Consider the following 26,633-nt stretch of genomic DNA (forward strand, 5'->3'; position numbering starts at 1 on the left):
TGGCGGTTGAGATGGGTGAATTTCATGGCGTGTCCTTTCGGCTTTGAACACCACAAAGGTACTCCATCTCCTATCTCAACCCTTTGTTTTTTTGCCCTTGAATGTCGCAATTCGAAGTTTACGTCGCCATGCAGGCTGGAAACCCGCATGGGATATGCGCGAGCGGCTAGGCACCTAAAAATTTTAGGCAGCATCCTTGGCTGGATGCGATTGGCGATGGTATAAAAACTCCAGTACGGCGCTGCGATATTCGGCATACAGAGGGTCTTGCGAGAGAGCGACCCGTTCGCGCGGACGCTCCAGTTTGACATTAAGAATTTCGCCTATGGTGGCCGCAGGGCCGTTAGTCATCATCACGATACGGTCCGACAGCAACACCGCTTCATCCACATCATGCGTCACCATCACCACGGTCGATGCGGTCTTGGCGACGATTTTTAGCAACTCGTCTTGCAGATGAGCGCGCGTCAAGGCGTCCAGCGCACCGAAGGGCTCATCCATCAGCAGCACCTTAGGCTCTATCGCCAAGGCGCGGGCGATCCCCACCCTTTGCTTCATGCCACCCGAAATTTCATTCGGGCGCTTGTTCTCGGCGTGGGTCAGTCCGACCAGTGCCAGGGCTTGCATGGTGCGTTTCTGTAATTTCGTGCCGTTTTCGGTCGCGCCAAAGACTCGCTCTACCGCCAGATACACATTCTCATAACAAGTGAGCCAAGGCAGTAAGGAGTGATTTTGGAATACCACGCCGCGTTCGGGTGAAGGCCCGGCGATTTCGCGATTGGCACATAACAGAGTGCCGGAACTGGCGGTCGTCAAGCCAGCGATCAAATTGAGCAAAGTCGATTTACCACAACCCGAGTGGCCGATCAGGGTAATGAATTCCCCTTTGGCGACATTGAGATTAATGTCACGCAGAGCGTGGAAACTACCCTTCTTGGTATTAAAACGCATCTCGACATTGTTGATCTCTATGTATTTCGCATCTAATTTTTCCATCTCAAACTCCTTTTGCGCTGCTTATTCGCTGCTGATTGAATGAATCAATGCATCAATGAATTAATTGATTCAATTGATTCAATTGATTAGTTAGGCACATCGTCATAAGTAAAAGCACGTGCCACGGCCACCAATATTTGCTCCAAGATCAAACCAACCAAACCTATCACCACGATCGCGATGATGATGTGCGGAACATTCAGGCTATTCCACTCATCCCAGACCCAGAAACCGATACCAACCCCACCGGTGAGCATTTCTGCCGCGACGATCACTAACCAGGCCGTGCCTATCGCTAACCTGACCCCGGTCAACATATACGGCAAGACCGAGGGAAACAAGATTTTGGTGAATATCTTCCATTCCGACAGATTTAAGACCCGCGCTACGTTCATGTAATCTTGTGGCACGCGCTGCACACCGATCGCGGTATTGATGATCATAGGCCAGATCGAACAGATAAAAATCGACCAGATCGCCGCCGGATGTGCCGACTTAAATACCAGCAAACCTATCGGCAACCAGGCCAGCGGCGAGACCGGCTTGAGTAAGCTGATGATGGGATTAAACATACCGGACAAAAACTTAAACCGCCCAATCAGAAAACCCAAAGGAATACCGATCGCGGCGGCCAGACCGAAGCCCAGCGCCACCCTTTTCAGCGAGGCAAAGATGTTCCAGCCTATGCCCTGATCGTTAGGGCCATTTTGGTAAAACGGATCAGAAAACAGCTTAATTGCCTCTTGCAAGGTAAGCCAGGGAGAGGGGAAACTGGAGGTCTTGATCGCGATGATTTCCCATATCAGTATCAATAGCCCCAGACCCAAGATCGGTGGCAGAACCGCTAGAAAAAACGGTTTAAATGCAATAGCGCGCTTCACTTTCTGCGCAGTTTTTTCGCTGGACGCAGGTAGCGCTGCGGCAGGCGGTATGACTGCAGCCGGTTTGACTACGCTAGTGCTACTGGCCGGTTCGCGGATCACGCCATGTACCATGCTATTCATATTTACTCCCTATGCTTTAATCTTAAAAGCGGCCGCGTAAGCTGCCGGATTTTTACCATCCCAGACCGAGCCGTCCATCAGTTTGCTGCTGCGCATGACATCCTTAGGCACGGCGACCTTGGCCATAGCCGCAGCATCTTTGTAGACGTCGATGCGGTTGACTGCTTTTGCCACTGCCAGATAATCCGGATCAGCTTTCAGCAAGCCCCAGCGTTTGTGCTGAGTCATGAACCACATGCCGTCCGACAGATAAGGAAAATTCACCGCGCCGTCATTGAAAAATTTCATGTAATTAGGATCGTCCCAGGTCTTGCCCAGGCCATTTTGATAGCGCCCCATAATCCTTTGATTGATCACATCCACCGAAGTATTCACATAGGCCTTATCGGCGATGGTTTCGGCCATCTTGTTTTTATTCGTCAGGGAAGCATCAATCCAGCGGCTCGCTTCGAGAATCGCAGCGGTCATGGCGCGTGCCGTATTTGGATACTTCTGTACAAACTCGGCGCTGGTGCCCAACACTTTCTCAGGATGATCTTTCCAAATGTCTTGCGTCGTCGCGGCGGTGATGCCGATGCCGTCGGCAATCGCTCTATGATTCCAAGGCTCACCGACGCAATAGCCATCCATATTTCCAACCCGCATATTCGCCACCATTTGTGGTGGCGGCACGGTAATAACCTTGGCTTCTTTTAAAGGATTGATACCATGCGCCGCCAGCCAGTAATTGAGCCACATCGCGTGCGTGCCAGTCGGAAAGGTATGGGCAAAAGTGTATTCGCGCTTTTCCATTTGCATCAGCTTGGCCAGGCCAGCACCATCGACCGCCCCTTTATCCGCCAATTTTTTCGATAAGGTAATGGCCTGCCCGTTATTGTTCAGTGTCATCAAGACTGCCATGTCTTTCTTGTTGCCGCTCACGCCCATCTGCACCCCATAGATCAAGCCATACAAGACGTGTGCCGCATCGAGTTCGCCATTGACTAATTTATCGCGCACACTGGCCCATGAGGATTCTTTGGTCGGAATAATTTTGATACCATATTTTTTGTCGAAACCGAGCACCGATGCCATCACAATCGAGGCGCAATCGGTCAAGGGAATGAAGCCGATCCGCACTTCTTCTTTCTCTGGTTTATCGGAGCCGGCGGCCCAGACACCACCTGAACGCAGCCCCACGACACCGGCTCCTGCGACGACTGCAGCACCCTGCAAAAAATGGCGGCGCTGAAGATCAGTTTGGCTGCGATCAAGCTGAGTCTCCACTAAAGTGAGATCTTCGGACTGATTTTTTGGTGTTTGAATTGACATAGTGCGCTCCAGCTTAAGAAAAAATAAAAACAAAAAAAGGCGTCTTGCCATACTGATTAATCAATATGGGAAGACACCTTTGTCTTGGTGAATCGACCGCCGTTAGCCGGATTCACTCTTGCACCTGCGTTGGCGCTTTACTACCTATTAGCAATTGCTGTGCCAGTTCTCTTTACGCTGGGATGCCTACGCAGTGACAGCTTAAAACCGGAAAATCGTCCCCAATACAGAGAAAAAACTGCACCGTTATGACGCGGCGCACCAATACAGGTCAAAATCTACGCGCCCAACAAATCTGCCACATCCAGCACCCGCTGCGCCAGATCGGCCAACTTCAGATTTTTTTCCATCGCCTGTTTGCGTAGCCTCTGATAGGCATCGTTTTCCGACAACTGATGGCGCTCCATTAGCAAACCCTTGGCGCGTTCTATGGTTTTGCGCTCAGCCAACTTAGCCTTGGTATCGGACAACTCGGAACGCAGCTTTTGGTCGGCATTAAAACGCGCCATCGCAACATCAAGCACGGGTTTGATACGCTCGGTATGCAAACCCGCTACCACATAGGCGGAAACCCCCGCCTCCATGGCTGCGGCCATATTGGTCTGATCGCTATCTTCCGTGAACAGGACGATGGGACGCGGTGCATCGCGGGTCGCTAACACCATGTGTTCAAGAACATCACGCGCATCCGATTCGGCATCGATGATGATCATATCTGGCTGCAACTGAGCGATACGCTCGGTCATGTAGAGATCGCCCGGCAGCACCGCAATAATGTTGTAGCCGGCCTGCAGTAAACCTATGCGTAAGGCGCGCGAACGTGCCAGTTGTGCCTGCACATGGCTCTCCTGCTCATTTTCGGCCGGGATAACGGTATTCACGACCACGATCCGTAAACTAGCTGCTTTCATATTTTGATACTCTAGAGTGCTGCTGATTGGCTGGTTAAGACCTATAATCTGTCTTTTACGGATATTTGCGTCAACTAAGTAAGCAAAATCCGCACCAGGCAAAGCATCATGGGTTTGCCGCTTTAGCAAAACATCTAAATAAGAAACCATTTTTAATGATAGTTCTCGGCATTGAATCCTCCTGCGATGAAACCGGCTTAGCCTTGTACGACACTGAGCACGGCTTGCTGGCGCATGCGCTGCACTCGCAGATCGCGATGCATCAGGAATACGGCGGTGTCGTTCCTGAGCTCGCTTCACGCGACCATATTCGGCGCGCCCTGCCCTTATTGACCGAAGTATTGACCAAGGCCAAGCTGGACAAACATCAGATCGACGCCATCGCCTACACCCAAGGCCCGGGGCTGGCCGGCGCCTTGCTGGTCGGTGCCTCGGTCGCCTGCGGATTGGCGCTGGCATTGAATAAACCGGTCATCGGCATCCATCATCTGGAAGGGCACTTGCTGTCCCCCTTGTTAGCGAGCCAGCCGCCACAATTCCCCTTCATCGCCTTACTGGTATCGGGCGGTCATACGCAATTGATGCGGGTCGATGGCGTAGGACAGTACAAATTACTCGGTGAGACTTTAGATGATGCGGCCGGCGAAGCCTTCGACAAATCGGCCAAACTGCTGGGTTTAACTTACCCCGGCGGGCCGGCGATTTCGCGTCTGGCCGAGTTTGGCGACCCTAAGGCCTATAAATTGCCACGCCCTATGTTGCATTCTAAAGATCTCAATTTCAGTTTTTCGGGTCTCAAAACTGCCGTATTGACGGTGGTAAAAAACCATAACACTGACATCTGCGAGCAAGACAAGGCCAACATCGCGCGTGGTTTTGTCGATGCTCTGGTCGACGTGCTGGTCGCCAAATCCATGACAGCGCTCAAAGAACATGGCTTAAAACGTTTGGTGATCGCCGGTGGTGTCGGTGCCAATCAGCAATTGCGCACCGCCTTAAATGCCGCTGCCGCCAAGCGCCGTTATCAGGTGTTTTACCCTGAGCTGGAATTTTGTACCGACAACGGAGCCATGATTGCCTTTGCTGGCGCCATGCGCCTGCAACAAAATCCATCCCTGGCAACGCGCGAGTATGGCTTTAATGTCAGGCCGCGCTGGCCGCTGCATGAGTTGCAGACTTAGTTGCGGACTTAGTTGCGATTTAAGACGTAAAAAAAACGCAGAACTTGTTCTGCGTTTTTTATTTGGTAATACATTTTTAATGCATGAACTTACCGTCTTTACCGATCACGCTCAGATCGACATAGGTCGATGCGCTGTGGTTACTGCTGCTAAACTTCACCTGAAAACCGCCGGCGTTATAAGAACTCATAGACTCCAGCGCACGTATCAAACCATCCCGTGTTAAGCCACCACCGGCGCGTTTCAAACCTTCGACCATCACCTTGGCGGCGATAAAACCCTCCAGACTGACATAACCGACTTCACGGCCTGGCTTATTTGCATACAAGTTTTTATATTCCTTGACCACGGCAGTGATGTCTTCCCAGGGAGCTGGCATGACTTGTGAAATCATCACGCCACGTCCGTCCTTGCCCAGTTCTTTCGATAAGGCCTGGCTGCCGACGAAAGAAATATTCCAGAACACCGGAGCGGCACTCGCGTCTTTAATCATCTCCCTGATGAAAGCAGCACAAGAAGTGTAGGCAGAAACCATGATCACCGCTTGCGGCTTTGCCAGCTTTAATTTAGCAACAGCGGCCGCCACATCGACGCTATTGCGTTCCACAGTGGCCAAGCCAACCACTTCTATATTGCGTTTTTTCAACGCTCGGGTGACACCTTCCAAGCCGGCCTTGCCGTAAGCATCGTTTTGATAAAACACGGCAATGCGCTTAATTGAGAGTGTCGTAATATGATCGACAATTTTCTCTGTCTCTTCAAAATAGCCGGCGCGGATATGAAAGACATTGCGATTAAACGGTTCGCGCAGCGCTTGTGCGCCGGTAAACGGGGCAAAGAAAGGAATTTCTTCCTTATTGATCAATGGCATGGCCGCGTTCGAAGTAGGTGTTCCCACATAACCGAACAGCGCGAACGCGCCTTCTTTTTCAATTAATTGCTTGGTATTGGCGGCGGCTCTATCGGCTTCATAGCCATCATCCAGCGTTTTCAGGACAATCTGACGTCCGTTGACGCCGCCTTGAGCATTAATATGGTCAAAATAGGCCAAAGCGCCATCGCGCATTTCGGTGCCCAATTGCTGCGCTGGACCAGATAAGGCCACCGACTGTCCTAAAACTATTGTCTTGCTAGTCACGCCAGTTTCGGCGTGCGCCAGAAAACTGAAGCAACAACTTAAAAATAACAGAATACTCTCTACGCGATTTTTCATTTCCAGCCCTTAACATGCATTTATTAAAGATCAAAACATTGATCTAGCGCAATTATAATTTGTTTTGCTTTCTGAAATATCTACAATTCTGAACTTGTAACAGAGACTTACATATCGCCATACTAGCTGAACCTGCGTATTTTTCCATGCAAAACCCTGTACGCAGTATCCATGCGGCTTTCAGGCAAAAAAGCGGCTAGAGACCGCATGGATACTGCGTACAGGGTTTTGAAAATCTCAAAAAAAACGAAAAAACAAAACCTTTTCTTTGAGCCTCTACGCTTAAGCAATTTATGACGGATCGTTACAAACACCACAGTCCCACTACAGATTCTCCCAGCGCCAAGCCAAACCCGCGCCAGCAGCACTTTCGCTGTTAAAATAACGCCCTTGTCCGTTTATAAAAAAGTGCACCAATCATGACCCGTCAGCTGTTCGTTACCACTGCCCTGCCCTACGCCAACGCCCCTTTCCACCTCGGCCACATCATGGAATATATCCAGGCTGATATCTGGGTCAGGCATCAACGTATGTCGGGTAACGAAGTGCATTTCGTCGGTGCCGATGATGCGCATGGGGCACCGATCATGATTGCGGCTGAAAAAGCCGGTATCACGCCGCAAGAATTTGTGGCGCAAATTGCCGCCGGACGTAAGCAGTATCTGGATGGCTTCCATGTGAAGTTCGATAATTGGCATTCGACCGACGGTATAGAAAATCATCAGTTGTCACAAGATATTTACCGCAAGCTCAAAGCGGCCGGATTTATCACCAGCAAAACCATAGAACAGTTTTACGACCCGGTAAAGAGCATGTTTTTGCCGGATCGCTACATCAAGGGCGAGTGCCCTAAGTGTGGCGCCAAAGATCAATACGGCGATTCTTGCGAGGTCTGCAGTGCTGTGTATTCACCTACCGAAGTGGTGAAGCCTTACTCGGTGCTGACCGGTGCGACGCCGGTGATGAAATCATCCGAACACTTTTTCTTCAAACTCTCGGACGAAAAATGCGTAGAATTTTTGCGCGGCTGGGCCTTGCAAGACAATCGCCTGCAATCGGAAGTGGCGAATAAGTGCAAAGAATGGCTGGAAGGCGATGGCGGTCTGGGAGATTGGGACATCAGCCGCGATGCGCCTTATTTCGGCATCGAGATCCCCGATCAGCCGGGTAAATATTTCTACGTCTGGCTTGATGCGCCGGTCGGCTATCTGGCCTCGCTGAAAAATTACTTTGGCAAGATTGGGCGTGATTTTGACGCCTTCATGGCCGACCCGACCACAGAACAAATTCATTTTATCGGCAAGGACATCACGTATTTCCATACCTTGTTCTGGCCAGCAATGCTGAAGTTCTCCGGTTACAAAACGCCGGACAATGTGTACGCGCATGGTTTCGTCACGGTCTCGGGCGAAAAAATGTCGAAGTCGCGCGGCACCGGCATCTCGCCGTTGCGCTACCTCGACATAGGCATGAATCCGGAATGGCTGCGTTATTACTTTGCCGCCAAGCTCAATGCCAAGGTTGAAGATCTGGACATGAACCCGGAAGATTTCGTGGCGCGCGTGAACGCCGATCTGATCGGTAAGTACGTCAACATCGCCAGCCGCGCTGCCGGTTTTATCACCAAACGTTTCGACGGCCGCCTCGGCGCTCAGGACCCAGATGCGGCTGAACTGACGCAAGCGAGTCTGGCTGCCGTGACAGAAGTAAAAGACTTGTATGAAGCGCGTGAATTTAGTAAAGCCCTGCGCAAGATCATGGAAGTGGCCGATCACGCGAATCAATACGTGGCACAAAAAGCGCCGTGGCTGATCGCGAAAGATCCAGCCCGCGAGGCGGAATTACATCAAGTTTGCACGACTGCACTGGGCTTGTTCAAAACCCTGACAGTGATGTTGGCACCGGTATTGCCAGAGCTAAGCCGCGCTGTGGCGACCTGGCTCAATTGCAAAATTGAGCGTTGGGACGATGCCTTGACTGCTTTGCCAGCCGGCCACGTGATACAGGAATATGCACATCTGATGCAACGTGTGGATATCAAGATTTTTGATTCGCTATTCGATGCACCTATGCCAGATACGACGGCAGCGAGCGTTACACCGAAAGCGATCGCCGCAGCGGCGACCGAAACGGCAGTTGCTGATATTAGCCCATCCAACGACGGGATAGAAGAGCTGGCACCAGAAATCAAGATAGATGACTTCGCCAAGATCGATCTGCGTATCGCCAAGATCGTCAATTGCGAACAGGTAGAAGGCTCAGACAAATTGTTGCGCCTGACGCTCGATGTCGGTGAAGGTCGTACCCGCAATGTCTTCTCAGGTATTAAATCGGCGTATCAGCCAGAACAGCTAATCGGTAAATTTACCGTCATGGTGGCTAATCTGGCACCGCGTAAAATGAAATTCGGTATTTCAGAAGGCATGGTTTTAGCTGCTTCGGCGGCTGACGAGAAAGCCAATCCGGGTTTATACATACTGGAAGCCTGGCCAGGTGCACAGCCTGGCATGCGGGTTCGATAAGACTATGGATGTACTGATACGGGAAGCCACCTTAGAGGATGCGCCTTTGATTGCGCATCTGACCCGCGCTTGCTGGCAAGATAAAGTCGCAGCGAGCTCTAGTGGCCACCAAGAAAGCCTGGAACGAGTCGCGACTGATCTGCAACTGGGCGGTGGCTTTATCTTATTAGTCGATGAAGAACCCGCCGGTTCGGTACGCTGGCAGCCGATGGAAGCCGATAGCGATACCTGGGAAATGCTACGCATGGGTATATTGCCGGCCTTTCGCGGCACCGGCTTATCGCAACATTTACTCGAAGCGGTGATACACCACGCGCAAACCACAGGGGTAGAGGAATTGCGTTTAGGTGTGCGGGTAGATCAACCGCGCTTGCTCGATTTATATGCCGCCTATCACTTCGAAGCGGCACCAGAATTGGAATATTCGCACGCGAATCCCGATGAGCCGGCACCGCATGTCATGCGCAGGTTTTTGAGGTGAAAATATAGCTCCAGTATTAGTCCCGAGATCATAGAGCAATACAGGAATTTAGTATATTTACAGTATACTAAACAAAAGATCGATCACAAATCGATCAAACTCCCCTTCATTGAAACTCCTACAGCTTGATTATCCTATGACCAGCTCAAACCAAAATAGCGTCACTTCTGATATCCCGCTTCGTCTACAACAACTGCGTCACGCCATGCGCGAGCATGGTATCGACGCCTACCTGATCCCATCCGCCGATCCACATCTGTCTGAATATTTGCCCGAGCGCTGGCAAGGACGCCAGCATTACTCAGGGTTTACGGGATCGGTAGGGACGCTGATAGTGACTAATGACTTTGCTGGTCTATGGGTAGACAGTCGTTATTGGGCACAAGCGGAGCAACAGCTCGCCGGCAGCGGCATACAGATGATGAAAATTGCCACGGCTGCCTCTACTTTGCATCTGGATTGGCTAGCCGCCAACTTAAGTGCCCGTCAGGTGGTCGGGGTTGATGGCGCGGTGTTAGGACTAGCCAATGCGCGCGCCTTGCAAGCAGCATTAGATCCGCAGGGCATACGTCTCACTACAAAACAAGATCTGCTAGAACAGGTCTGGCTAGACCGACCTGAACTCCCTGGCACATCAATCTATCAACATGCCGCACCGTTTGCCACAGTCAGCCGATCTAAAAAAATCGCTGACTTGCGTCAGCAATTATTAGAAAAAAAGGCGACCTGCCATTTTATTTCTACGGTCGACGATATCGCCTGGTTATTTGACCTGCGCGGCGCAGATGTCAGCTATAACCCGGTGTTTGTAGCGCACGCCTTAATCACGCTAGAGAGCGCAAACCTATTTGTCGTCCTTGCAAAAATCCCCGCGGAACTGGCCGCCGCATTGGCAGAGGATGGCATTAGCCTACGTCCGTATGAGCAGGCTGCAGATGCGCTCGCTAGCTTAGCAAACGACGCTTGCTTACTACTCGATCCTCGTCGCATCACGCTGGGCTTTAAACAGGCGATACCAGACCAAGTGCGTATCATAGAAGCGATCAATCCTACAGTGCTGAGTAAGTCGATCAAATCAGCAGAAGAGGCACAGTATGTCAGAGACTCTATGGAGCAAGATGGTGCTGCATTATGTGAATTTTTTAGCTGGTTTGAAAACAGCTTAGGCACAGAAGAAATCACCGAACTGACGATAGACCAGAAAATTACCGCGGCGCGTGCGCGCCAGCCACATTTTATCTGCGCCAGTTTTGGCACAATTGCCGGCTTCAACGCCAACGGTGCGATGCCGCATTACCGCGCCACACCCGAGTCACATGCGCGCATCAGCGGTAACGGTTTATTACTGATTGATTCTGGTGGACAGTATCTCAACGGCACCACCGATATCACACGGGTAGCGGCGGTAGGCAATGTATCCGCAGAACAAAAACGCGACTTTACTCTGGTACTCAAGGGCATGATTGCGCTCTCACGCATGCAGTTCCCACGTGGCACGTACTCCACCGTATTAGACACCGCAGCGCGTGCGCCGATCTGGGCCGAAGGCATTAATTATGGCCATGGTACTGGCCATGGAGTTGGGTATTTTCTCAATGTCCACGAGGGGCCACAATCGATCTCGTGCATGGCGATCCCAGATCAGCATATGGTGATGCAGGCGGGTATGATCACCTCGAACGAGCCAGGTATTTATCGCCCGGGAAAATGGGGCGTGCGGATAGAAAATTTGATGCTGTGCGTGCCGGCGGTCAACACCGAGTTCGGCGAGTATCTGAAGTTTGAGACACTGACACTGTGCCCTATTGATACTCGATGTCTGGATCTGGCGCTACTCAGGGAGGACGAGTTGAATTGGCTCAATGACTACCATGCCAGCGTCTTGCAAAGGCTAGCACCACATGTCAACGGCACGGCATTAGCCTGGCTACAGCAAAGAACCACGGCAGTCGAAAAATAATTAAAATAATTTTTGCAGTCCTGAGTTACACCGACAGGTCACAAAAAAAGCTTAAAAAAAAACGCTCCATCCAGGAGCGTTTTTTTAATTCAACAAAATGACGTTGGCTGGAAACTGTACACAAAACTTACTGCCGACATTCGGCGTTGATTCTATCAGCAAGTGCGCTTTATGTCTTAGCAAGACATGTTTGACAATCGCCAAGCCCAATCCCGTACCCTGCGTTTCACGCGAACGACTCTTGTCCACCCTGTAAAAACGTTCAGTCAAGCGTGAAATATGTTCGGCGCTAATCCCTATGCCGGTGTCCTGAACGATGAACTTTGGTCCTAGAGGGCAATTTTCCCAGATCAAAGTAATCCGTCCTTTTTCTGGCGTGTAACGTATCGCATTGGTCAGTAGATTCAAGAATGCGCTACGAATCTCATCCGCACTACCTAAAATATCCGGACCATCACACTGTAAGCTTAGCTGATGACGTCCTGCGGACAGTGCTTCGCCTTCCTGCAATATCTGCACCAACATTCCATGCATATCGATCGCTTCATGATGCACGGAATATTCCATCGACTCCAGACGGCTCAGTGTCAACATATCTTCCACTAACCGCTGCATACGCTCGCCCTGCTCAGACATCAGTTTAAGATGTGATGAGCGGATAGAGACTTCCATATCCGGTTGCATCGATGCGATTTCCAAAAAGCCGTTAATAACTGTCAAAGGCGTACGCAGCTCATGCGAGGCATTCGCAATAAAATCGCGTCGCATCATGTCGATACGTTCCGACTCAGTCACATCATGGGTAACCAAAATCTGTCTACGATTTTCAAACGGGATAATATGCACGATGAGTTTGCGCTCGCGAAAACTCAAAGTAAGCGGGGTCTCGTAGCGCCCGAGAATGATGTAATCGATAAATTCCGGAGTGCGTACCAGATTGGTGACGCGCATGCCCTTATCTTGAGACAGACTCAGGCCCAAATGCTGCTCTGCTGCCGGATTACACCACTCCAGAAACATCACATCGTCCATGATCACCACACCGTCCGGCAACAGGCTCATAGCTTGACGAAAACGCGCCAGCCATTCTGCCAGTTCCGCCTGATTCTTTTCATCACCACGACGCAATTTATAAAGACGGGAAAACACCTCAGTCCAGGCCCCCCAACCATCAGGCAAGTGCGAGCTACTCGGTTGATCCAGCCAGTCGGCAAGACGGAGCAAATAATTCAATTGGACAAAGATCAACACCATCATTCCCAGCATCGCCAGCACCAGCCCTGGTATCACGCCCCAGAAGAAACCAGCCACGGTGGCACCGGCCAAGACGATGATCATCCGCACGACAGCGGAAATCCAGAATACAAGATGGGGATGCATTAGAGCCTGCTAAAGAGTATTGGAATTCTATTTAGAACTTACGTAAATTGTTCCTGCATCAGGGCACTCGCCTTGCCATACGAAAAGCACCTTATTCGGCGAACCCGCAGTTGGAACAATGTCGCGTAAATCCTATATATTTGTTGGGGGTCCGCGCAAACGATACGCAGTTAAGCTAGGCGGATACAACGAAGACACAGGAACATATGATAGTCCCCGTATCCCTGGAGTCGCTATTTTTCAGATAGCATATACCCGACACTGCGCACCGTTTTGATTAAATTTTCTGCGTTTTTCAAGACTTTACGCAGACGCAGTACGTGCACATCAACCGTGCGTTCTTCAATCACCACATGATCGCCCCACACTTTATCAAGCAATTGACTGCGTGAAAATACACGTTCAGGATGCGCCATAAAAAACTTCAACAACTTGTATTCAGCGTGCCCGATTTCTACTTTACTGTCATCAATTTTTACGGTGCAGCTAACCGGATCCAAGACGATACTGCCAGCCGCCAGCGTGCCCTGAGCATGTTCAGGACTTTTACGACGTAACATCGCCTTAATCCTGGCAGTCAATTCGCGCGGAGAAAATGGTTTGGTCACATAATCGTCAGCACCATGATCAAGGCCGGCAATTTTATCCTCTTCCATACTTTTCGCGGTCAACATAATGACAGGCATCTCGTTAAAATGCCGGTCTGAGCGTATTTTGGAGAGTAATCGCAAACCACTTTGATCTGGCAACATCCAGTCTAACAAAATCAACTGAGGCGTGCGACGCTGCAAAAACTCCCAAGCTTCGGCCGTGTTGTTGACTGAAAATGTTTCCCAACCAGCGGCACGTAAAGTGAATGTCACCAACTCAACAATGGCGGGTTCATCTTCAACGATGAGGATAGTTGTTTTATCGGTTGCCATCATGAATTACTAGCAATAGTTCCTTGTTTAGAAGCGACATAATCGGAATGCCGTATGTCTTTACCTTCCACAATATAGATCGTATGTTCGGCGATATTTTTGGCGTGATCGCCGATGCGCTCGATCGCCTTGGCCACCCATAGGGCATCCAGAGAAGATGAGATGGTACTTGGATCTTCCATCATAAAGGTAATCAAATTTCGCATAATTGAGCGAAAATCGTTATCGATGATTTCGTCATAGGCGATCAACTTCAGCGCCTTATCGCCGTCCTGACGGGCAAACGCGTCTAAGGACTGATGCAGCATCTCAGCCACACTACTGGCCAGAACGCGCACTGTTTCATAACCGCTAAACATCGCAATGTTCTTATGTCTGGCATGTGCTTCATGTGCAATGCGTGCGATCTTGGTTGACTCATCCCCGATGCGTTCCAGATCGGTAATCACTTTGCCAGTGGCCATCACGGTGCGCAGATCGTTCGCGGCAGGCTGACGTTTGACGATTAGGTGACTGCACATATCATCCAAAGCGACTTCCAAACGATTGACTTCCTCATCAGACTTGATGACGGCAGCCGCTTGTATGATATTGCCACTGCGAAAGCAGGCCATAGCATCATGAAAATGGCTTTCTACCAAGCCGCCCATCAGCAAGACCTTGGAACGTATGGTTTCCAAATCGGTGTCGTACTGCTTTGAAGAATGTTCGCCTGTCATCGTATGCTCCTAAATTTTTATCAAAAGGGCTAAGGAATTAACCAAAACGGCCCGTAATGTAATCTTGCGTTTCTTTTTTTACCGGATTCATGAAGATATGATCGGTCTCGCCAAATTCGACCAACTCGCCCAAATACATATAGGCGGTGTAGTCAGAACAACGCGCAGCCTGTTGCATATTGTGCGTGACGATCGCGATCGTGTAATCCTGCTTTAGCTCATGGATCAGTTCTTCTATCTTGACGGTCGAGATAGGATCCAGTGCAGAGGTTGGCTCATCAAGCAATAAGATCTCAGGCTTGACCGAAACACCACGCGCGATACACAGACGCTGTTGCTGACCACCAGAAAGACTCAGCCCGCTTTTATTCAATTTATCTTTAACTTCAGTCCAGAGTGCCGCTTTTTTCAAGGCCCATTCCACACGTTCGTCCATCTCGCCTTTAGGCAAATTTTCGTACAAGCGCACACCGAAAGCAATGTTGTCATACACCGACATAGGGAAAGGGGTCGGTTTTTGAAAAACCATACCTACCTTGGCGCGCAAGAGATTGATATCTTGCGAAGCTTCCAAAATATTTTTACCGTTGTACATGATTTTTCCTTCGGCACGTTGGCCGGGATAAAGCTCATACATACGATTTAAAGTACGCAATAATGTGGATTTTCCGCAACCGGAAGGGCCGATGAAGGCTGTCACTTTTTTATCGCGAATACCTAGATTCACATCGCGCAAGCTGCGGGTAGTTCCGTAGAAAAAATTCAAACCCGAAATTTCTATGGCCATCTTGTCTGGCGTAGTGGGGAGAGTCGACATAATATTTTCCAAAAAAATTTAGTTTTTTACTTTTTGGCTGAACACAGTGCGCGCCAAAATGTTTAAGGTCAGAACACTAAAGGTCACTAACAGAGCACCACCCCAAGCTAATTCGCGCCAGTTGTCATAAGGACTCATGGCAAACTGATAGATCACCACCGGCAAGTTAGCCATAGGCTGATTCATATTCGCACTGTAAAACTGATTGTTCAAAGCGGTGAATAACAAAGGTGCAGTTTCGCCGGAGATACGAGCAACCGCCAATAAGATACCGGTCATCACACCAGCCTTGACTGCTCTTAAACGTATCAACAAGGCGACTTTCCAACGTGGAGCACCCAGTGCGAATGCAGCTTCACGCAAACTGGTCGGAACTAAGCCCAGCATATTGTCAGTAGTACGGACGATGACGGGGATAGCGATCAGCGAAATAGCGATACTACCGGCCCAACCTGAGAAGTGTTTGACATGAAAAACATAGATCGCATACACAAACAAGCCGATCACAATCGATGGTGCTGACAGCATGATGTCGGTCACAAAGCGCGTCACTGCACCAAACCAGCTTTTATCGCCATACTCAGCGAGATAGATACCCGCCAGAATGCCGATAGGGGTACTGATCAAAGTAGCGGTGCCCACCATCATTAAACTACCAAGGATGGCATTCATCAGTCCGCCGCCATCACTACCAGGTGCCGGAGTACTCTCGGTAAGCAAACCGATACTCAATGCAGAAAACCCTTTGACTAACAATGTGAATAAGATCCACATCAGAAAAAACACACCTACCGCCATCGCCATCGACGACAGGGCAATACCGACTTTATGCATCAACAAACGACGGCGATATACAGCATTATTAATCGTTGTCATTATTTTGCTCCCTCTTTTTTGCTGAGGCCCAACAGCATTAATTTGGCTGCAGACAACACGATAAAAGTAATTACAAACAAGATCAGGCCAAGTAAAAATAAGGAGGAGGTATGCAATACCGTCTCGGCCTCGGCAAATTCATTTGCCAGCGTAGAGGCAATACTATTACCTGGTGCAAACAGCGACCATGAGAGTTTATGCGCATTTCCGATCACAAACGTGATCGCCATGGTTTCGCCTAAAGCACGCCCCAAGCCCAGCATCACGCCGCCGACTACGCCGATTTTTGTATAGGGTAAGACGATTTTTCGTACTACTTCCCACTTGGTACAACCCAGACCGTAAGCCGATTCTTTCAAAACTGGAGGCACCACTTCAAATACGTCACGCATCACTGAAGAAATAAACGGTATCACCATCACCGCCAATATCATACCCGCGGACAAAATGCCTATGCCTATCATAGGGCCAGAAAATAGCACACCGATTACGGGCAACTTACCCAAAGTCGCGGCCAGTGCCGGTTGCACATATTCAGAAAATATCGGAGCAAACACGAACAAGCCCCACATACCATAAATAATACTAGGGACGCCGGCCAGCAATTCGATGGCCGTGCCGAGCGGGCGCTTTAACCAGGGCGGGCAAATTTCAGTCAGAAATAAGGCAATACCAAAGCTGATAGGAAACGCAATCAACAAGGCGATAAACGAGGTTGCCAAGGTACCGACGATGGCGATCAGACCACCGTATTTATCATTCACCGGATCCCACTCTATGGTGGTAACAAAGGCGAAGCCGAATTCTTGCATGGCTGGCCAGGCATTAATAAAGAGGGAAATAATAATTCCTAGCAGCACCAACAACACCAATAAGGCGAAGCTAAAAGTGAGCTTATGAAATAAAAAATCTTGCCACTGCTGACGTCGCATCACTTTATGCATATTCACAGTAAGGACAGAGCTCGATGACATCGAATTTGCCTGAACTTGAACCGGTGTATGAGCTTGGGTGGAAGACATAACAATAGGAGCGGGTTGGGTATTCATGGAATAGGGTTTCCATCTATTGAGAAAGCTAGTGACAATTGTTTGCCACTAGCTTTCTGCGTTTTAATTACTGAAAATTACAAGGAACGAACTCAACTAATATCAGCTGCTTTACTTACCGGCAGACTTACCACAAAGCCTTGCCGCTAGCGTCCTTCAGTTTGGCTTTCCAGCTATCTTCTATCAACTTAATGACAGCAGGTGGCAAGGAAACGTATTCCAATTCAGTTGCCATCGCACCGCCATTTTTGAACGCCCAATCAAAGAACTTCAACACTTCTTTACCTTTTTCAGCATCAGCCTGGGCCTTGTGCATCAAAATAAACGAGGCGCCCGTGATTGGCCATGTTGCTTTACCTGGTTGGTTGGTAAGCACCACGCCCATACCAGGAGTTTTTAACCAGTCAGCGCCAGCAGCAGCTGATTTGAAGTTTTCATCATCTGGCTCAGCAAACTGACCATCCAAGTTTTTCAACTGGGTGTAAGTCATTTTGTTCTTTTTGACGTAAGCGTATTCTACGTAACCGATAGAATTTTTAATTTGCTTGACGCTGGCAGCAACGCCTTCATTGCCCTTACCACCCAAACCGACTGGCCATTTAACCGCAGTCGAAGAACCAACCACAGTTTTGAATTCGGCATTTACCTTGGACAAATAATCAGTCCACAGGAAAGTCGTGCCAGATCCATCAGAACGATGTACGACAGTAATATCTTCAGCGGGCAGTTTCAGACCTGGATTCAATGCAGTAATTTCAGCGGCATTCCATTTTGTGATCTTGCCCATATAAATGCCAGCAATCACATCACCCGTCATCTTCATTTTACCTGGAGCAATGCCTTCGATATTCACGACAGGAACCACGCCACCGATAATTGCAGGAAACTGCGTCAAACCTTCCGCATCCAGATCTTCTGCTTTTAAAGGCATATCAGATGCACCGAAATCAACAGTCTTGGCCTTGATTTGTTTAATCCCACCACCGGACCCGATGGATTGATAATTCAAACCATTACCGGTAGCTTTTTTGTAGGACTCTGCCCATTTCGCATAGATTGGATAAGGAAAAGTTGCGCCAGCGCCTGTCATATCAGCTGCATGCACGCTAGAAAAGGCAATCGCTGCACCAACAGCAATGACCAGAGATTTTAGGACACGATTCACTTGCATATACACCTCAGGGTTAAATGTTCGAGCTCATTCAGAAAACTTCAGACTTCGACTTCTGTATCACGGAACGAACTGTACTAGCCGATTGTGACAAGATTATGACGAGCCTGAAATAATTGCGAAATGATTACATAAGCCGTAACAATTTGTCATAAACTTGTCATATTAGCTGTTTAGAATGAGTATCACCAGAGACAGAAGGCTTTATGACATGCAAAAAACTATGCAAGACCAAGAAGTCCACACGGTGCCCGACTCAGAGTCAGTCAAGCCTGCTATGCCTGCACCAAATTTTGCAAAAAATGCTAAACCCACCAAAACAGAGGTCAGCATAGTGAACAAAATTTTGCCAAAACCTGAGCTATCGCGTGCAGTAGTCTTTCTCGACAGGGAAATGTCACAAATCGCTTTCAACTGGCGCGTGCTAGCACAAGCCGAAGACCGCAGTATTCCCCTACTAGAGCGTTTGCGCTACTTATGCATAGTTGGTAGCAATCTCGATGAGTTCTTTGAAGTCAGGGTTGCCAGTCTCTTGGCACAAAATACCATCGATGGAGAGTTAGCTCAGCATCCTAGTTTTTTAGCCATGATGGAACGTATCGCGACTGAATGCCATCAACTGGCAACCCGCCAGTATGAAGTCCTGAATCAAGAAATTCTTCCGCAGTTATCACGCAAACATCTTCATCTGTTACGCCATAATGACAGAAACGAGGCGCAACGTGCCTGGGTGAAAGCCTATTTCGACAGGGAAGTTCGGCCACTGTTGACACCGATTGGACTAGACCCGGCTCACCCCTTCCCACAAGTAGTTAATAAGAGTCTTAATTTCATTGTCTCCTTGGCAGGCAAAGACGCGTTCGGGCGCGGCACCGCAATCGCTATTGTTAAGGCGCCGCGCGTGTTACCGCGAGTAATCCGCCTGCCGGATGATTTGTCCGCTAAAGGCACCTCGTTCTGCCTGTTGTCATCCATCATACATGCGCACATTGGCGACTTATTCAACGGTCGCGAGGTACTCGCCTACTCACAGTTTCGGGTAACGCGCGATAGCGATTTATGGGTGGATGAAGAAGAAGTTAAGAATCTCAGGCATGCGCTGCAAGGCGAATTACAAGGACGTCAGTTTGGCGTAGCAGTTCGCTTGGAAGTTGCGAAAAATTGCCCAGAGGAATTATCGCATTTCTTGTTAGAACAGTTTTCTTTAGATGCCGATAGGCTATACCAAGTCGACGGCCCGGTGAATATGGTGCGGCTGTCTGAATTGGTAGACCATATTAAGCAGCCCAATCTTCGCTTCCCACCGTTTGCAGCTAAAGCCAGTGCCAAACTCAGTAACACGAATATTTTTTCCTTGCTGCAAAAGCAAGACGTTTTGTTGCATCACCCGTTTCAACCCTTCCAGACCGTCATCGATTTCATACGCTCAGCGTCTTTGGACCCGAATGTCCTGGCGATCAAACAAACCATCTACCGAACAGGCATGAATTCCGATTTAATGGAATCGCTGATCACGGCGGCGCGCCAGGGTAAAGAAGTCACAGTGATTGTCGAGTTGATGGCGCGCTTTGACGAAGAAGCAAACATCAACTGGGCAGACAAACTCCAAAGAGCCGGCGCACAAGTCGTGTACGGCGTGGTCGGACTAAAAACCCATGCAAAATTAGCCCTGGTGATACGCCGCGAAGAAGGCGGCGTACTACGTCACTATGCGCATTTAGGCACGGGCAATTACCATCCTTCGACCACCAAGTTTTATACCGATTTTGGACTACTCACTGCTCATCCTCAGATGGCAGCCGAGGTCAATGAAGTCTTCATACATCTGACGGGCTTAACCAAACCGAATAAGCTCAGCTATTTATGGCTGGCACCGTTTGCGCTGCAACCACAGATCATCAAAGCGATACGCAATGAAGCGCGCATCGCCAGAGAAGGCCGCCCCGGCCGCATCATCGCCAAGATGAATGCCCTGGTCGATGAATCAGTCATCCGCGCGCTGTATGCGGCTTCGGCTGACGGTGTAAAAATAGATCTGATCATACGCGGCGCTTGCACACTGCGCCCTGGCGTACCTGGTCTATCTGAGAACATCAAGATACGCTCTATCATCGGGCGCTTCCTTGAGCATTCGCGTATTTATTATTTCCGCAACGATCTTGAACATGACACCTATCTCGCCAGCGCTGACTGGATGAGTCGTAATCTATTCCGCCGTATTGAGGTGGCGTTTCCCGTTCTCGACAAGGCACTTAAAAAACGCGTCATGACGGAAGGCCTTGAGCCCTACCTGAAAGACAACGTGAATGCCTGGGTACTGGATGAAGAAGGACAATACGAACGCAAAAAAGCGCGTGCCAAGCAGGTCGTATTTTGCGCCCAAGCTAGCCTGATGCAAACGCTAGGCGCGGTCAGCGAAGAATAGGAACGGCATGCCGCCCAAACCGCCAACTTCAAGGAGATCGCCGTGGATCTGATTTTATGGCGGCATGCCGAAGCCGAACCAGGTGGCCCTGATTTGCCCGATGATGCCCGCAGGCTGACGCCCAAAGGCATTAAGCAAGCCATCAAAATGGCGCGCTGGCTGGACAGTAATCTGGCCGAGAGTTGCCGGATACTGGTCAGCCCGACCTTAAGAACCAGAGAAACCATGGCAGCTTTGGATAGAAAATTTAGGGTATTGCATGAATTAGCACCCGACGCTAGCGCGGAACTGGTACTGGCGGCAGCCAACTGGCCACACAGTCGCGAACCGGTGCTAATCGTCGGCCATCAACCCTATCTGGGTCAAGTCGCAGCGCGCCTGATCGCTCCCATGCAGGATGAATGCGCAGTGCGCAAGGGAAATGTCTGGTGGATCAGCCAAAAACAAAAAGAAGCAGAAGGCGTGCAAACCTATCTGAAAGCGATTATGACACCGGAGCTAGTGGTCAAATAATCTCGCACAGAAGACACGGTTAAAAACCAAGACGCACTATCCATGCGCCTTCGCAAGCCAAATCATGCCAGCAGGCGCATGCTTGTTGCGCTCCCAACTTCGGTAACTTCTAAAAACCCCATACTAGGGCGCATCACGGCATCGATTGTTCTAGGCGTTCCTCGCAAGACCGACGTATTGCGAGCGCTGCATTTTACAATCGACGATGCAATGCACTCGGATATCAGGTTTTACAACTTTCCCTTACTAGTTGCAATAATGAAAAACCCCGCCGTAGCGGGGTCTGGCCGAAGTCTATTGCGATTATGCTTGTTTGCGTCGGCTTACAAAGCCGAGTCCAGCCATAGCAAGAGCCATCAAAGCCAGCGTCGATGGTTCTGGAACCGTAGTCGCAGCTTCGCCGATATTAATATTGTCAATACTCCAAGCATGTTCATTGGCAGTTCCATCTATCCCTTTGAAGGCGACGCTGGTAAGATTATTCCAAGATCCATCAAAATTAACGGTCTGAAAATCATTCAGCCCGCCAGCTCCGTCAAAAATACCATCCAGAGTAAAGTCTAATACGACGGTACCGCCACCGAAGAGATTGCCAACTATATGTACTTGCTTGGCACCAAAATTACTAAACCCCTCTGAAAGCCAGGCGCTACTCATAGCGAATGTGCCGCCGCCAATTTTAGTCATCGTCAGACCATTACCAGCATTTGCTCCGCCGTTATCATGAATCATCAGATTAGTTGAACCTGAATCGCCGAAGCTACCGCTCTGGTTCACGCGATGGATATGATTACTAGGTGAAGTGAACAAAAATCCACCTGAGGCATCCGGCGAGGTATCAAAAACTGTGCTGCCAGCCGAAGTGGCAATATCCTCAAAATTGATCACCGCTGCCTGACTTAACTGGCTCCAGGCTCCCAAAACCAAAGTAATAGCTATCGCTGATAAATGGCGTTTCATAATTGCGCTCCGAATTAAAGTTGTTTTTGCTATCAATTAAGCGGTTTAAAACCGCGGGTAGCTAATGCAAAGCAAATATTAAGCCACATACATAAAAACAAATAAACTCAATAAAAACAATCACTTAAAAAACAGAACTACGAAATGACGACAACAGCTGTAAAATTTTCCGACACGGCTCAGTAGCTCAGCTCAAGCTATTTATCGGTATTCATGCACAAGCTTGTTTACGTTGATATTAATTTCTCGCTACTTAAACGTGCAAATTCGATGCCATCACCAATTCTGGCATCATTTCATTGGCACGTTCACCAAGTACGATGTCATGCCAACTAACTAAGCGCAATGCACCGCTAGCGTCCTCGACCAGGGCCGACAGACTTTCGACCCAATCACCGTCATTGCAGTAGGTGATGCCATTGATATCCCGGATTTCTGCCTTGTGAATATGCCCGCAAATGACACCATCCAGGCCGCGCTTACGGGCCTCATCGGCCAAGGCATTTTCAAACGAGCTGATATAGCTGACGGCGTTTTTGACTTTGAGCTTCAGATACTGTGACAGCGACCAATACGGCAAACCGACGCGAGCGCGCCAATTATTAAATACCTGATTAAATTTCAGAATGACCGTGTATAAACTATCGCCGACATAGGCCAGCCACTTGGCGCAGGCGATCACACCATCAAATCGATCACCATGCAAAACCAACATCCGTTTCCCCTGAGCGGTGACGTGGATCAATTCGTCCCTGACCTTGATACCACCAAAATCAAGGTCGATGAATTGACGCACTGCCTCATCGTGGTTGCCAGGCACAAAAATGACATTGGTGCCTTTTTTGGCTTTTTTTAACACCAACTGCACCACATTATTATGAGCTTGATCCCAGTACCAGCGCCGTTTCAGTTGCCAGCCATCGATGATGTCACCGACCAGGTACAGCGTTTCTGACTCGGTTGCCTGCAAAAACTCCAATAGTCGGGCGGCTTGACAGCCGGTCGTGCCCAAATGCAGATCAGATATCCAAATAGTACGAAAACGACTCACTTCTTTTTTGCTGGGATTAAACAGCTTGCGATTCATTTTTTTATTCAGAAACTGGTCCGCAGGTTTCATGCCATCTACTCCCCGGTGCCGTAGTGCTTGGCGTAGCGATTATCCAGATTCGCCAGCGGCAGCATCACAAACAGATCGGCACAATGAAAATCCGGATCCCAGGCCGGATCACCGCAGACCCAAGCGCCAGCACGCAGATAGCCTTTCAACAGAGGTGGAATACGTGCTACATGACCCTCATCCATATTCTCGATAGGAAAAGGCAGATGCGGTGTGACGCGATAATCAAGCGGAGCGTAGTCCGATTCTTTAAAGCTACGGCAAATCGCCGCCGCGTTATGGCCGCCATCAGTGAGGCTGATACTGGCGCAACCTATCAGATAGGTACAGCGCTCGCGCTGCATATACGCCGCCAAACCCGCCCACAACATCATGATCACAGTGCCGCTGCGATAATCAGGATGAATACAGGCGCGTCCTGCTTCAGCAATGTTGCCGCGGATATTTGCCAGGCGGGATAAATCGAATTCGGTTTCAGAATAATAACGGCCGATATGACGCGCGGCATTCGGTCCAAGAATGCGGTAAGTACCGACCACTTTCAGGGTCTTGGTGTCGCGTACGATCAGATGATCGCAGTGCTCATCAAACTCATCTCTATCTAAACCATCGGGATTGGTCAGGGCGGATAAGCCCATGGCTTCAATAAATACTTTATACCGCAGGCGCTGTACTTCCTTGATTTCTTTGGAGGTACTTGCCAAACTTAAACTTAGTTTAGAAAAACTAGGATTGGCGTCCGCAGGTAGCGTGAGTAATCTCATTTATTATCCTTTTAGTCGGTTGACGGACGAAGAATAAAGCAGGATTACTTCAAGGCGATGACAGTTTCATGTCGGTTTTATGACAGATAAAAATACAACAGCCGCGCTAATAAATCGCGCGGCTGTCAACTTACTTTTCTAGATTTTTAGTAGCCCCCAAAAAAACCAAAAAATGCTTATTTTTCTTTCTTAGGACGACCGGCTTTTAAGGGTGCCAGATTGGAGATCAGTTTCGCCAGACTCTTCACATCGGTATGACTGAGCAACAATAGACCTATACGCAATAACTGGCTTTTCTTCACTTCTACGCCGGCGGCCAGGCAAGCTTTTTTCACTTGCCCGAGCACTGCATATTCCGGCTCTGGCATAGTAAAACTATCGCGTATTAATTTTTCTTTTTTTGCTTTTTCTTTAGCTAAAGTTGCAGGTATCGGTTTAGCTACAGTAGGTTTAAGTATTTTAACTGGAGTTGGCGCTTTCGCCAGTGTTGGTGTTTTAGAAGCGACTACCGCTTTGAGAGGCATTTTTGTCGCGACTTTCGCTGCTGCTTTAACCGGTGTGGTTACCGCCGTTGCGACTACCGTTTTTATTGGTGCTTTGACCGGTGTATTAACGGGCGCTTTGGCTACCTTAACGGGCGTTTTGGCTACCACCTTAACCGCGGGTTTTGTCGCGGTCTTGACGGCGACTACTTTTTTTACAGGGCTTGCCGCTTTTATCGGAGTTGCCACTTTCGCAGTCAGCGCTTTGCTCACCATAGGTTTTTTCGCAATGACTTTTGCAGCGCCGCTTTTAGCCGTGCTAGTTCCCGACACTGGCGTTTTTTTTGCGATCACTAGCTGCGCATTAACTTCCGGCGCAATGGCAATTTTGGTTTTTTCAACTGCCACAATTTCTGACTCGATATTCATTTAAAGCTCCTGAAGTTAAACACAATTAATAATATAAACAATTTATTTAATTTGCACAATACTATTTTTTTTAAATAAATGCATAAACTAATAAGAAGACAATGGATGAAATCTAAGTCTGAAATGTGACGACGGCATTACAATGCGGGGTTTCATCACTTAGTCATAAATTTAATTGATAATTGCGGTGTGGCAATTTCAATCTCAAGTCTTCATTCACGATTCACTATTTAATCTCAACATGCTGCGATTCATTTCCATATTATTTATACAGATATTTTTTTACTTTTCGCTCACGGCATCAGCAACCGCCGCCGATGTTACTGGCGCAGGATCTTCTGCGGCAGCGCCGCTCTACAATAAATGGGCAGAAATTTTTCAAAAGAAAAGCAATCTAACAATTGAATACCTGCCACAAGGCTCGTCTGCAGGGATTAAAAAGATCAAAGAAAAAAGTGTAGATTTTGGTGCCAGCGATGTCGCGATGAGCCCGGAAGACTTAAAAAAATTCAACTTAATTCAATTCCCATCCGCAATTTCCGGCGTCGCAGCGGTGGTAAACGTTCCGGGTATCAAAGCGGGCGAGTTACGCCTCACCGGCAGTGCGTTGGCCGGGATTTTTTCTCGTAAAATCAGTAAATGGAACGATGCGGAAATCATTGCACTCAATCCCAATCTGCATTTACCGAATAAGAACATAGAAGTCATTGTGCGTTCTGACGGTTCAGGTACAACCTATAACTTCACCGACTACCTGAGCAAGATGAGTAAGGACTGGCAAGCGAGCTATGGAAAAAACTTCAGCATTAGCTGGCATAAAGAATTAAGCGCAGTGAAAGGCAGCAGCAGTATAGTCGCCAGTTTAAAGAAGACGCCTTATGCGATTAGCTATATCGATTTCAACTACGTAGTCCAGGATAAACTCGATTTTGCGCAACTAAAGAATCGTGACGGTAACTTCGTCACGCCGAGTGCAGCCTCATTCTCTGCCGCCTTAAACGCCAGCACCTGGAAATCACTAGGCACTTTCGACGAAATGTTGACCGATAAGCCCGGCAACAATGCCTGGCCCATCACCATGGGCACTTTCGTGATCATGCAACAAAGCAGCGCCAATCCGGAAAAAGCCACGACCACACTTAAATTTTATACCTGGGCATTTATGTCAGGCGATCAATTTGTTAATAGTGTAGATCTGGTGCGGCTACCGGATCAGGTGCAGGCCAGGGCCTTTAAAGAAATGACGAAAGTCACAGATGCTAACGGCAAGCCGCTGGCATGGAGCAAACTGTAATTGCCAACATTAACTCCACTATGAGTTATCACATACTTTTTTGCATGGCCCGGCGATTGGGCGGGTAAATTGCAGAGCGGAACAATAAACGGCGCATTGGCGCCGTTTATTCATTGTGACTTTTTGCACTTA

At 48.9% G+C, this 26,633-nt stretch carries 23 protein-coding genes; 7 read left to right on the forward strand and 16 right to left on the reverse strand.

Annotation, left to right across the window (positions count from 1 at the left end; genetic code table 11):
- Positions 1 to 183: 183 nt before the first annotated feature.
- The 4 genes from ACO0K8_RS21760 to ACO0K8_RS21775 all read right to left on the reverse strand — a co-directional run bounded on the left by ACO0K8_RS21760 (position 184) and on the right by ACO0K8_RS21775 (position 4,222).
- Positions 184 to 996, reverse strand: coding sequence for an ABC transporter ATP-binding protein (locus tag ACO0K8_RS21760; protein WP_422948755.1), 813 nt, complete (start codon positions 994 to 996; stop codon positions 184 to 186).
- An 86-nt stretch (positions 997 to 1,082) separates the two neighbouring features.
- A complete protein-coding gene (gene ntrB, locus ACO0K8_RS21765; RefSeq protein ID WP_422948756.1) occupies positions 1,083 to 2,000 on the reverse strand; it encodes a nitrate ABC transporter permease in 918 nt (305 codons plus the stop codon).
- 9 nt (positions 2,001 to 2,009) lie between these two features.
- Positions 2,010 to 3,311, reverse strand: a complete 1,302-nt coding sequence (locus ACO0K8_RS21770; RefSeq protein ID WP_422948757.1) for a CmpA/NrtA family ABC transporter substrate-binding protein — start codon at positions 3,309 to 3,311, stop codon at positions 2,010 to 2,012.
- A 278-nt stretch (positions 3,312 to 3,589) separates the two neighbouring features.
- Positions 3,590 to 4,222, reverse strand: a complete 633-nt coding sequence (locus tag ACO0K8_RS21775) for an ANTAR domain-containing response regulator (RefSeq protein ID WP_422948758.1) — start codon at positions 4,220 to 4,222, stop codon at positions 3,590 to 3,592.
- A 155-nt stretch (positions 4,223 to 4,377) separates the two neighbouring features.
- On the opposite strand from ACO0K8_RS21775, the gene tsaD reads away from it, so the two are divergent.
- Positions 4,378 to 5,403, forward strand: coding sequence for a tRNA (adenosine(37)-N6)-threonylcarbamoyltransferase complex transferase subunit TsaD (gene tsaD, locus ACO0K8_RS21780; RefSeq protein WP_422948759.1), 1,026 nt, complete (start codon positions 4,378 to 4,380; stop codon positions 5,401 to 5,403).
- Positions 5,404 to 5,479: 76 nt separating this feature from the next.
- Here tsaD and ACO0K8_RS21785 read toward each other — a convergent pair whose 3' ends face one another.
- Positions 5,480 to 6,616 (reverse strand): ABC transporter substrate-binding protein, encoded by a 1,137-nt coding sequence (locus ACO0K8_RS21785; RefSeq protein ID WP_422948760.1) that lies wholly within the window; start codon positions 6,614 to 6,616, stop codon positions 5,480 to 5,482.
- A gap of 419 nt (positions 6,617 to 7,035) precedes the next feature.
- On the opposite strand from ACO0K8_RS21785, the gene metG reads away from it, so the two are divergent.
- From metG to ACO0K8_RS21800, 3 genes are all read left to right on the forward strand, one after another.
- The gene (metG, locus tag ACO0K8_RS21790; RefSeq protein WP_422948761.1) at positions 7,036 to 9,138 is read left to right on the forward strand and encodes a methionine--tRNA ligase; all 2,103 of its coding nucleotides are present in this window, start codon (positions 7,036 to 7,038) and stop codon (positions 9,136 to 9,138) included.
- Between the two features lie 4 nt (positions 9,139 to 9,142).
- Complete coding sequence (locus tag ACO0K8_RS21795; protein WP_422948762.1) at positions 9,143 to 9,619, forward strand: GNAT family N-acetyltransferase; 477 nt, start codon at positions 9,143 to 9,145, stop codon at positions 9,617 to 9,619.
- Positions 9,620 to 9,755: 136 nt separating this feature from the next.
- A complete protein-coding gene (locus tag ACO0K8_RS21800; protein ID WP_422948763.1) occupies positions 9,756 to 11,579 on the forward strand; it encodes an aminopeptidase P family protein in 1,824 nt (607 codons plus the stop codon).
- An 84-nt stretch (positions 11,580 to 11,663) separates the two neighbouring features.
- Here ACO0K8_RS21800 and phoR read toward each other — a convergent pair whose 3' ends face one another.
- The 7 genes from phoR to pstS (ACO0K8_RS21835) form a co-directional block, all read right to left on the reverse strand.
- Complete coding sequence (gene phoR / locus ACO0K8_RS21805; RefSeq protein ID WP_422948764.1) at positions 11,664 to 12,959, reverse strand: phosphate regulon sensor histidine kinase PhoR; 1,296 nt, start codon at positions 12,957 to 12,959, stop codon at positions 11,664 to 11,666.
- Positions 12,960 to 13,192: 233 nt separating this feature from the next.
- On the reverse strand, positions 13,193 to 13,882 hold the full coding sequence (phoB, locus tag ACO0K8_RS21810; protein ID WP_422948765.1) for a phosphate regulon transcriptional regulator PhoB: 690 nt from the start codon (positions 13,880 to 13,882) through the stop codon (positions 13,193 to 13,195).
- The gene (gene phoU, locus ACO0K8_RS21815) at positions 13,882 to 14,601 is read right to left on the reverse strand and encodes a phosphate signaling complex protein PhoU (protein ID WP_422948766.1); all 720 of its coding nucleotides are present in this window, start codon (positions 14,599 to 14,601) and stop codon (positions 13,882 to 13,884) included. The genes phoB and phoU overlap by 1 nt, the downstream gene beginning before the upstream one ends.
- A 37-nt stretch (positions 14,602 to 14,638) precedes the next feature.
- Positions 14,639 to 15,418 (reverse strand): phosphate ABC transporter ATP-binding protein PstB, encoded by a 780-nt coding sequence (gene pstB / locus ACO0K8_RS21820; protein WP_422948767.1) that lies wholly within the window; start codon positions 15,416 to 15,418, stop codon positions 14,639 to 14,641.
- 18 nt (positions 15,419 to 15,436) lie between these two features.
- Positions 15,437 to 16,294, reverse strand: a complete 858-nt coding sequence (pstA, locus tag ACO0K8_RS21825) for a phosphate ABC transporter permease PstA (RefSeq protein ID WP_422948768.1) — start codon at positions 16,292 to 16,294, stop codon at positions 15,437 to 15,439.
- On the reverse strand, positions 16,294 to 17,268 hold the full coding sequence (gene pstC, locus ACO0K8_RS21830; RefSeq protein ID WP_422948769.1) for a phosphate ABC transporter permease subunit PstC: 975 nt from the start codon (positions 17,266 to 17,268) through the stop codon (positions 16,294 to 16,296). The genes pstA and pstC overlap by 1 nt, the downstream gene beginning before the upstream one ends.
- Positions 17,269 to 17,470: 202 nt before the next feature.
- Positions 17,471 to 18,514: a phosphate ABC transporter substrate-binding protein PstS gene (gene pstS / locus ACO0K8_RS21835; RefSeq protein ID WP_422948770.1), complete on the reverse strand. Its 1,044-nt coding sequence runs from the start codon at positions 18,512 to 18,514 to the stop codon at positions 17,471 to 17,473.
- A gap of 211 nt (positions 18,515 to 18,725) precedes the next feature.
- On the opposite strand from pstS (ACO0K8_RS21835), the gene ppk1 reads away from it, so the two are divergent.
- Complete coding sequence (gene ppk1, locus ACO0K8_RS21840; protein ID WP_422948771.1) at positions 18,726 to 20,939, forward strand: polyphosphate kinase 1; 2,214 nt, start codon at positions 18,726 to 18,728, stop codon at positions 20,937 to 20,939.
- Positions 20,940 to 20,981: 42 nt separating this feature from the next.
- Positions 20,982 to 21,452 carry a SixA phosphatase family protein gene (locus ACO0K8_RS21845; protein WP_422948772.1) on the forward strand — a complete coding sequence of 157 codons (471 nt, stop codon included), beginning with the start codon at positions 20,982 to 20,984 and terminating at the stop codon, positions 21,450 to 21,452.
- Positions 21,453 to 21,755: 303 nt separating this feature from the next.
- Here the strand turns inward: ACO0K8_RS21845 and ACO0K8_RS21850 are convergent, their stop codons facing one another.
- The 4 genes from ACO0K8_RS21850 to ACO0K8_RS21865 all read right to left on the reverse strand — a co-directional run bounded on the left by ACO0K8_RS21850 (position 21,756) and on the right by ACO0K8_RS21865 (position 25,207).
- Entirely contained in the window at positions 21,756 to 22,412 is a 657-nt protein-coding gene (locus ACO0K8_RS21850) for a PEP-CTERM sorting domain-containing protein (RefSeq protein WP_422948773.1), read from the reverse strand.
- 253 nt (positions 22,413 to 22,665) lie between these two features.
- On the reverse strand, positions 22,666 to 23,532 hold the full coding sequence (locus ACO0K8_RS21855; protein WP_422948774.1) for a UDP-2,3-diacylglucosamine diphosphatase: 867 nt from the start codon (positions 23,530 to 23,532) through the stop codon (positions 22,666 to 22,668).
- A gap of 5 nt (positions 23,533 to 23,537) precedes the next feature.
- Positions 23,538 to 24,296, reverse strand: coding sequence for a GNAT family N-acetyltransferase (locus ACO0K8_RS21860; RefSeq protein WP_422948775.1), 759 nt, complete (start codon positions 24,294 to 24,296; stop codon positions 23,538 to 23,540).
- A 176-nt stretch (positions 24,297 to 24,472) separates the two neighbouring features.
- Positions 24,473 to 25,207 carry a hypothetical protein gene (locus ACO0K8_RS21865; RefSeq protein WP_422948776.1) on the reverse strand — a complete coding sequence of 245 codons (735 nt, stop codon included), beginning with the start codon at positions 25,205 to 25,207 and terminating at the stop codon, positions 24,473 to 24,475.
- A 241-nt stretch (positions 25,208 to 25,448) separates the two neighbouring features.
- Here ACO0K8_RS21865 and pstS (ACO0K8_RS21870) point away from each other — a divergent pair, with 241 nt between their 5' ends.
- A complete protein-coding gene (pstS, locus tag ACO0K8_RS21870) occupies positions 25,449 to 26,501 on the forward strand; it encodes a phosphate ABC transporter substrate-binding protein PstS (RefSeq protein ID WP_422948777.1) in 1,053 nt (350 codons plus the stop codon).
- The last annotated feature ends 132 nt before the right edge of the window (positions 26,502 to 26,633 follow it).

The sequence above is a fragment of the Undibacterium sp. Ren11W genome (genome assembly GCF_049340485.1).
GTDB lineage: Bacteria > Pseudomonadota > Gammaproteobacteria > Burkholderiales > Burkholderiaceae_D > Undibacterium.

Coding starts and splice junctions, on each gene's coding strand:
- phoU (WP_422948766.1), bottom strand. CDS start 14,601: ATGACAGGCGAACATTCTTCAAAGCAGTACGACACCGATTTGGAAACC.
- ACO0K8_RS21865 (WP_422948776.1), bottom strand. CDS start 25,207: ATGAATATCGAGTCAGAAATTGTGGCAGTTGAAAAAACCAAAATTGCC.
- ntrB (WP_422948756.1), bottom strand. CDS start 2,000: ATGAATAGCATGGTACATGGCGTGATCCGCGAACCGGCCAGTAGCACT.
- ppk1 (WP_422948771.1), top strand. CDS start 18,726: ATGCAAAAAACTATGCAAGACCAAGAAGTCCACACGGTGCCCGACTCA.
- ACO0K8_RS21775 (WP_422948758.1), bottom strand. CDS start 4,222: ATGAAAGCAGCTAGTTTACGGATCGTGGTCGTGAATACCGTTATCCCG.
- pstB (WP_422948767.1), bottom strand. CDS start 15,418: ATGTCGACTCTCCCCACTACGCCAGACAAGATGGCCATAGAAATTTCG.
- ACO0K8_RS21795 (WP_422948762.1), top strand. CDS start 9,143: ATGGATGTACTGATACGGGAAGCCACCTTAGAGGATGCGCCTTTGATT.
- tsaD (WP_422948759.1), top strand. CDS start 4,378: ATGATAGTTCTCGGCATTGAATCCTCCTGCGATGAAACCGGCTTAGCC.
- phoB (WP_422948765.1), bottom strand. CDS start 13,882: ATGGCAACCGATAAAACAACTATCCTCATCGTTGAAGATGAACCCGCC.
- pstS (WP_422948770.1), bottom strand. CDS start 18,514: ATGCAAGTGAATCGTGTCCTAAAATCTCTGGTCATTGCTGTTGGTGCA.
- ACO0K8_RS21785 (WP_422948760.1), bottom strand. CDS start 6,616: ATGAAAAATCGCGTAGAGAGTATTCTGTTATTTTTAAGTTGTTGCTTC.
- ACO0K8_RS21850 (WP_422948773.1), bottom strand. CDS start 22,412: ATGAAACGCCATTTATCAGCGATAGCTATTACTTTGGTTTTGGGAGCC.
- pstS (WP_422948777.1), top strand. CDS start 25,449: ATGCTGCGATTCATTTCCATATTATTTATACAGATATTTTTTTACTTT.
- pstC (WP_422948769.1), bottom strand. CDS start 17,268: ATGTCATCGAGCTCTGTCCTTACTGTGAATATGCATAAAGTGATGCGA.
- ACO0K8_RS21770 (WP_422948757.1), bottom strand. CDS start 3,311: ATGTCAATTCAAACACCAAAAAATCAGTCCGAAGATCTCACTTTAGTG.
- ACO0K8_RS21760 (WP_422948755.1), bottom strand. CDS start 996: ATGGAAAAATTAGATGCGAAATACATAGAGATCAACAATGTCGAGATG.
- phoR (WP_422948764.1), bottom strand. CDS start 12,959: ATGCATCCCCATCTTGTATTCTGGATTTCCGCTGTCGTGCGGATGATC.
- metG (WP_422948761.1), top strand. CDS start 7,036: ATGACCCGTCAGCTGTTCGTTACCACTGCCCTGCCCTACGCCAACGCC.
- ACO0K8_RS21855 (WP_422948774.1), bottom strand. CDS start 23,532: ATGAAACCTGCGGACCAGTTTCTGAATAAAAAAATGAATCGCAAGCTG.
- pstA (WP_422948768.1), bottom strand. CDS start 16,294: ATGACAACGATTAATAATGCTGTATATCGCCGTCGTTTGTTGATGCAT.
- ACO0K8_RS21860 (WP_422948775.1), bottom strand. CDS start 24,296: ATGAGATTACTCACGCTACCTGCGGACGCCAATCCTAGTTTTTCTAAA.
- ACO0K8_RS21800 (WP_422948763.1), top strand. CDS start 9,756: ATGACCAGCTCAAACCAAAATAGCGTCACTTCTGATATCCCGCTTCGT.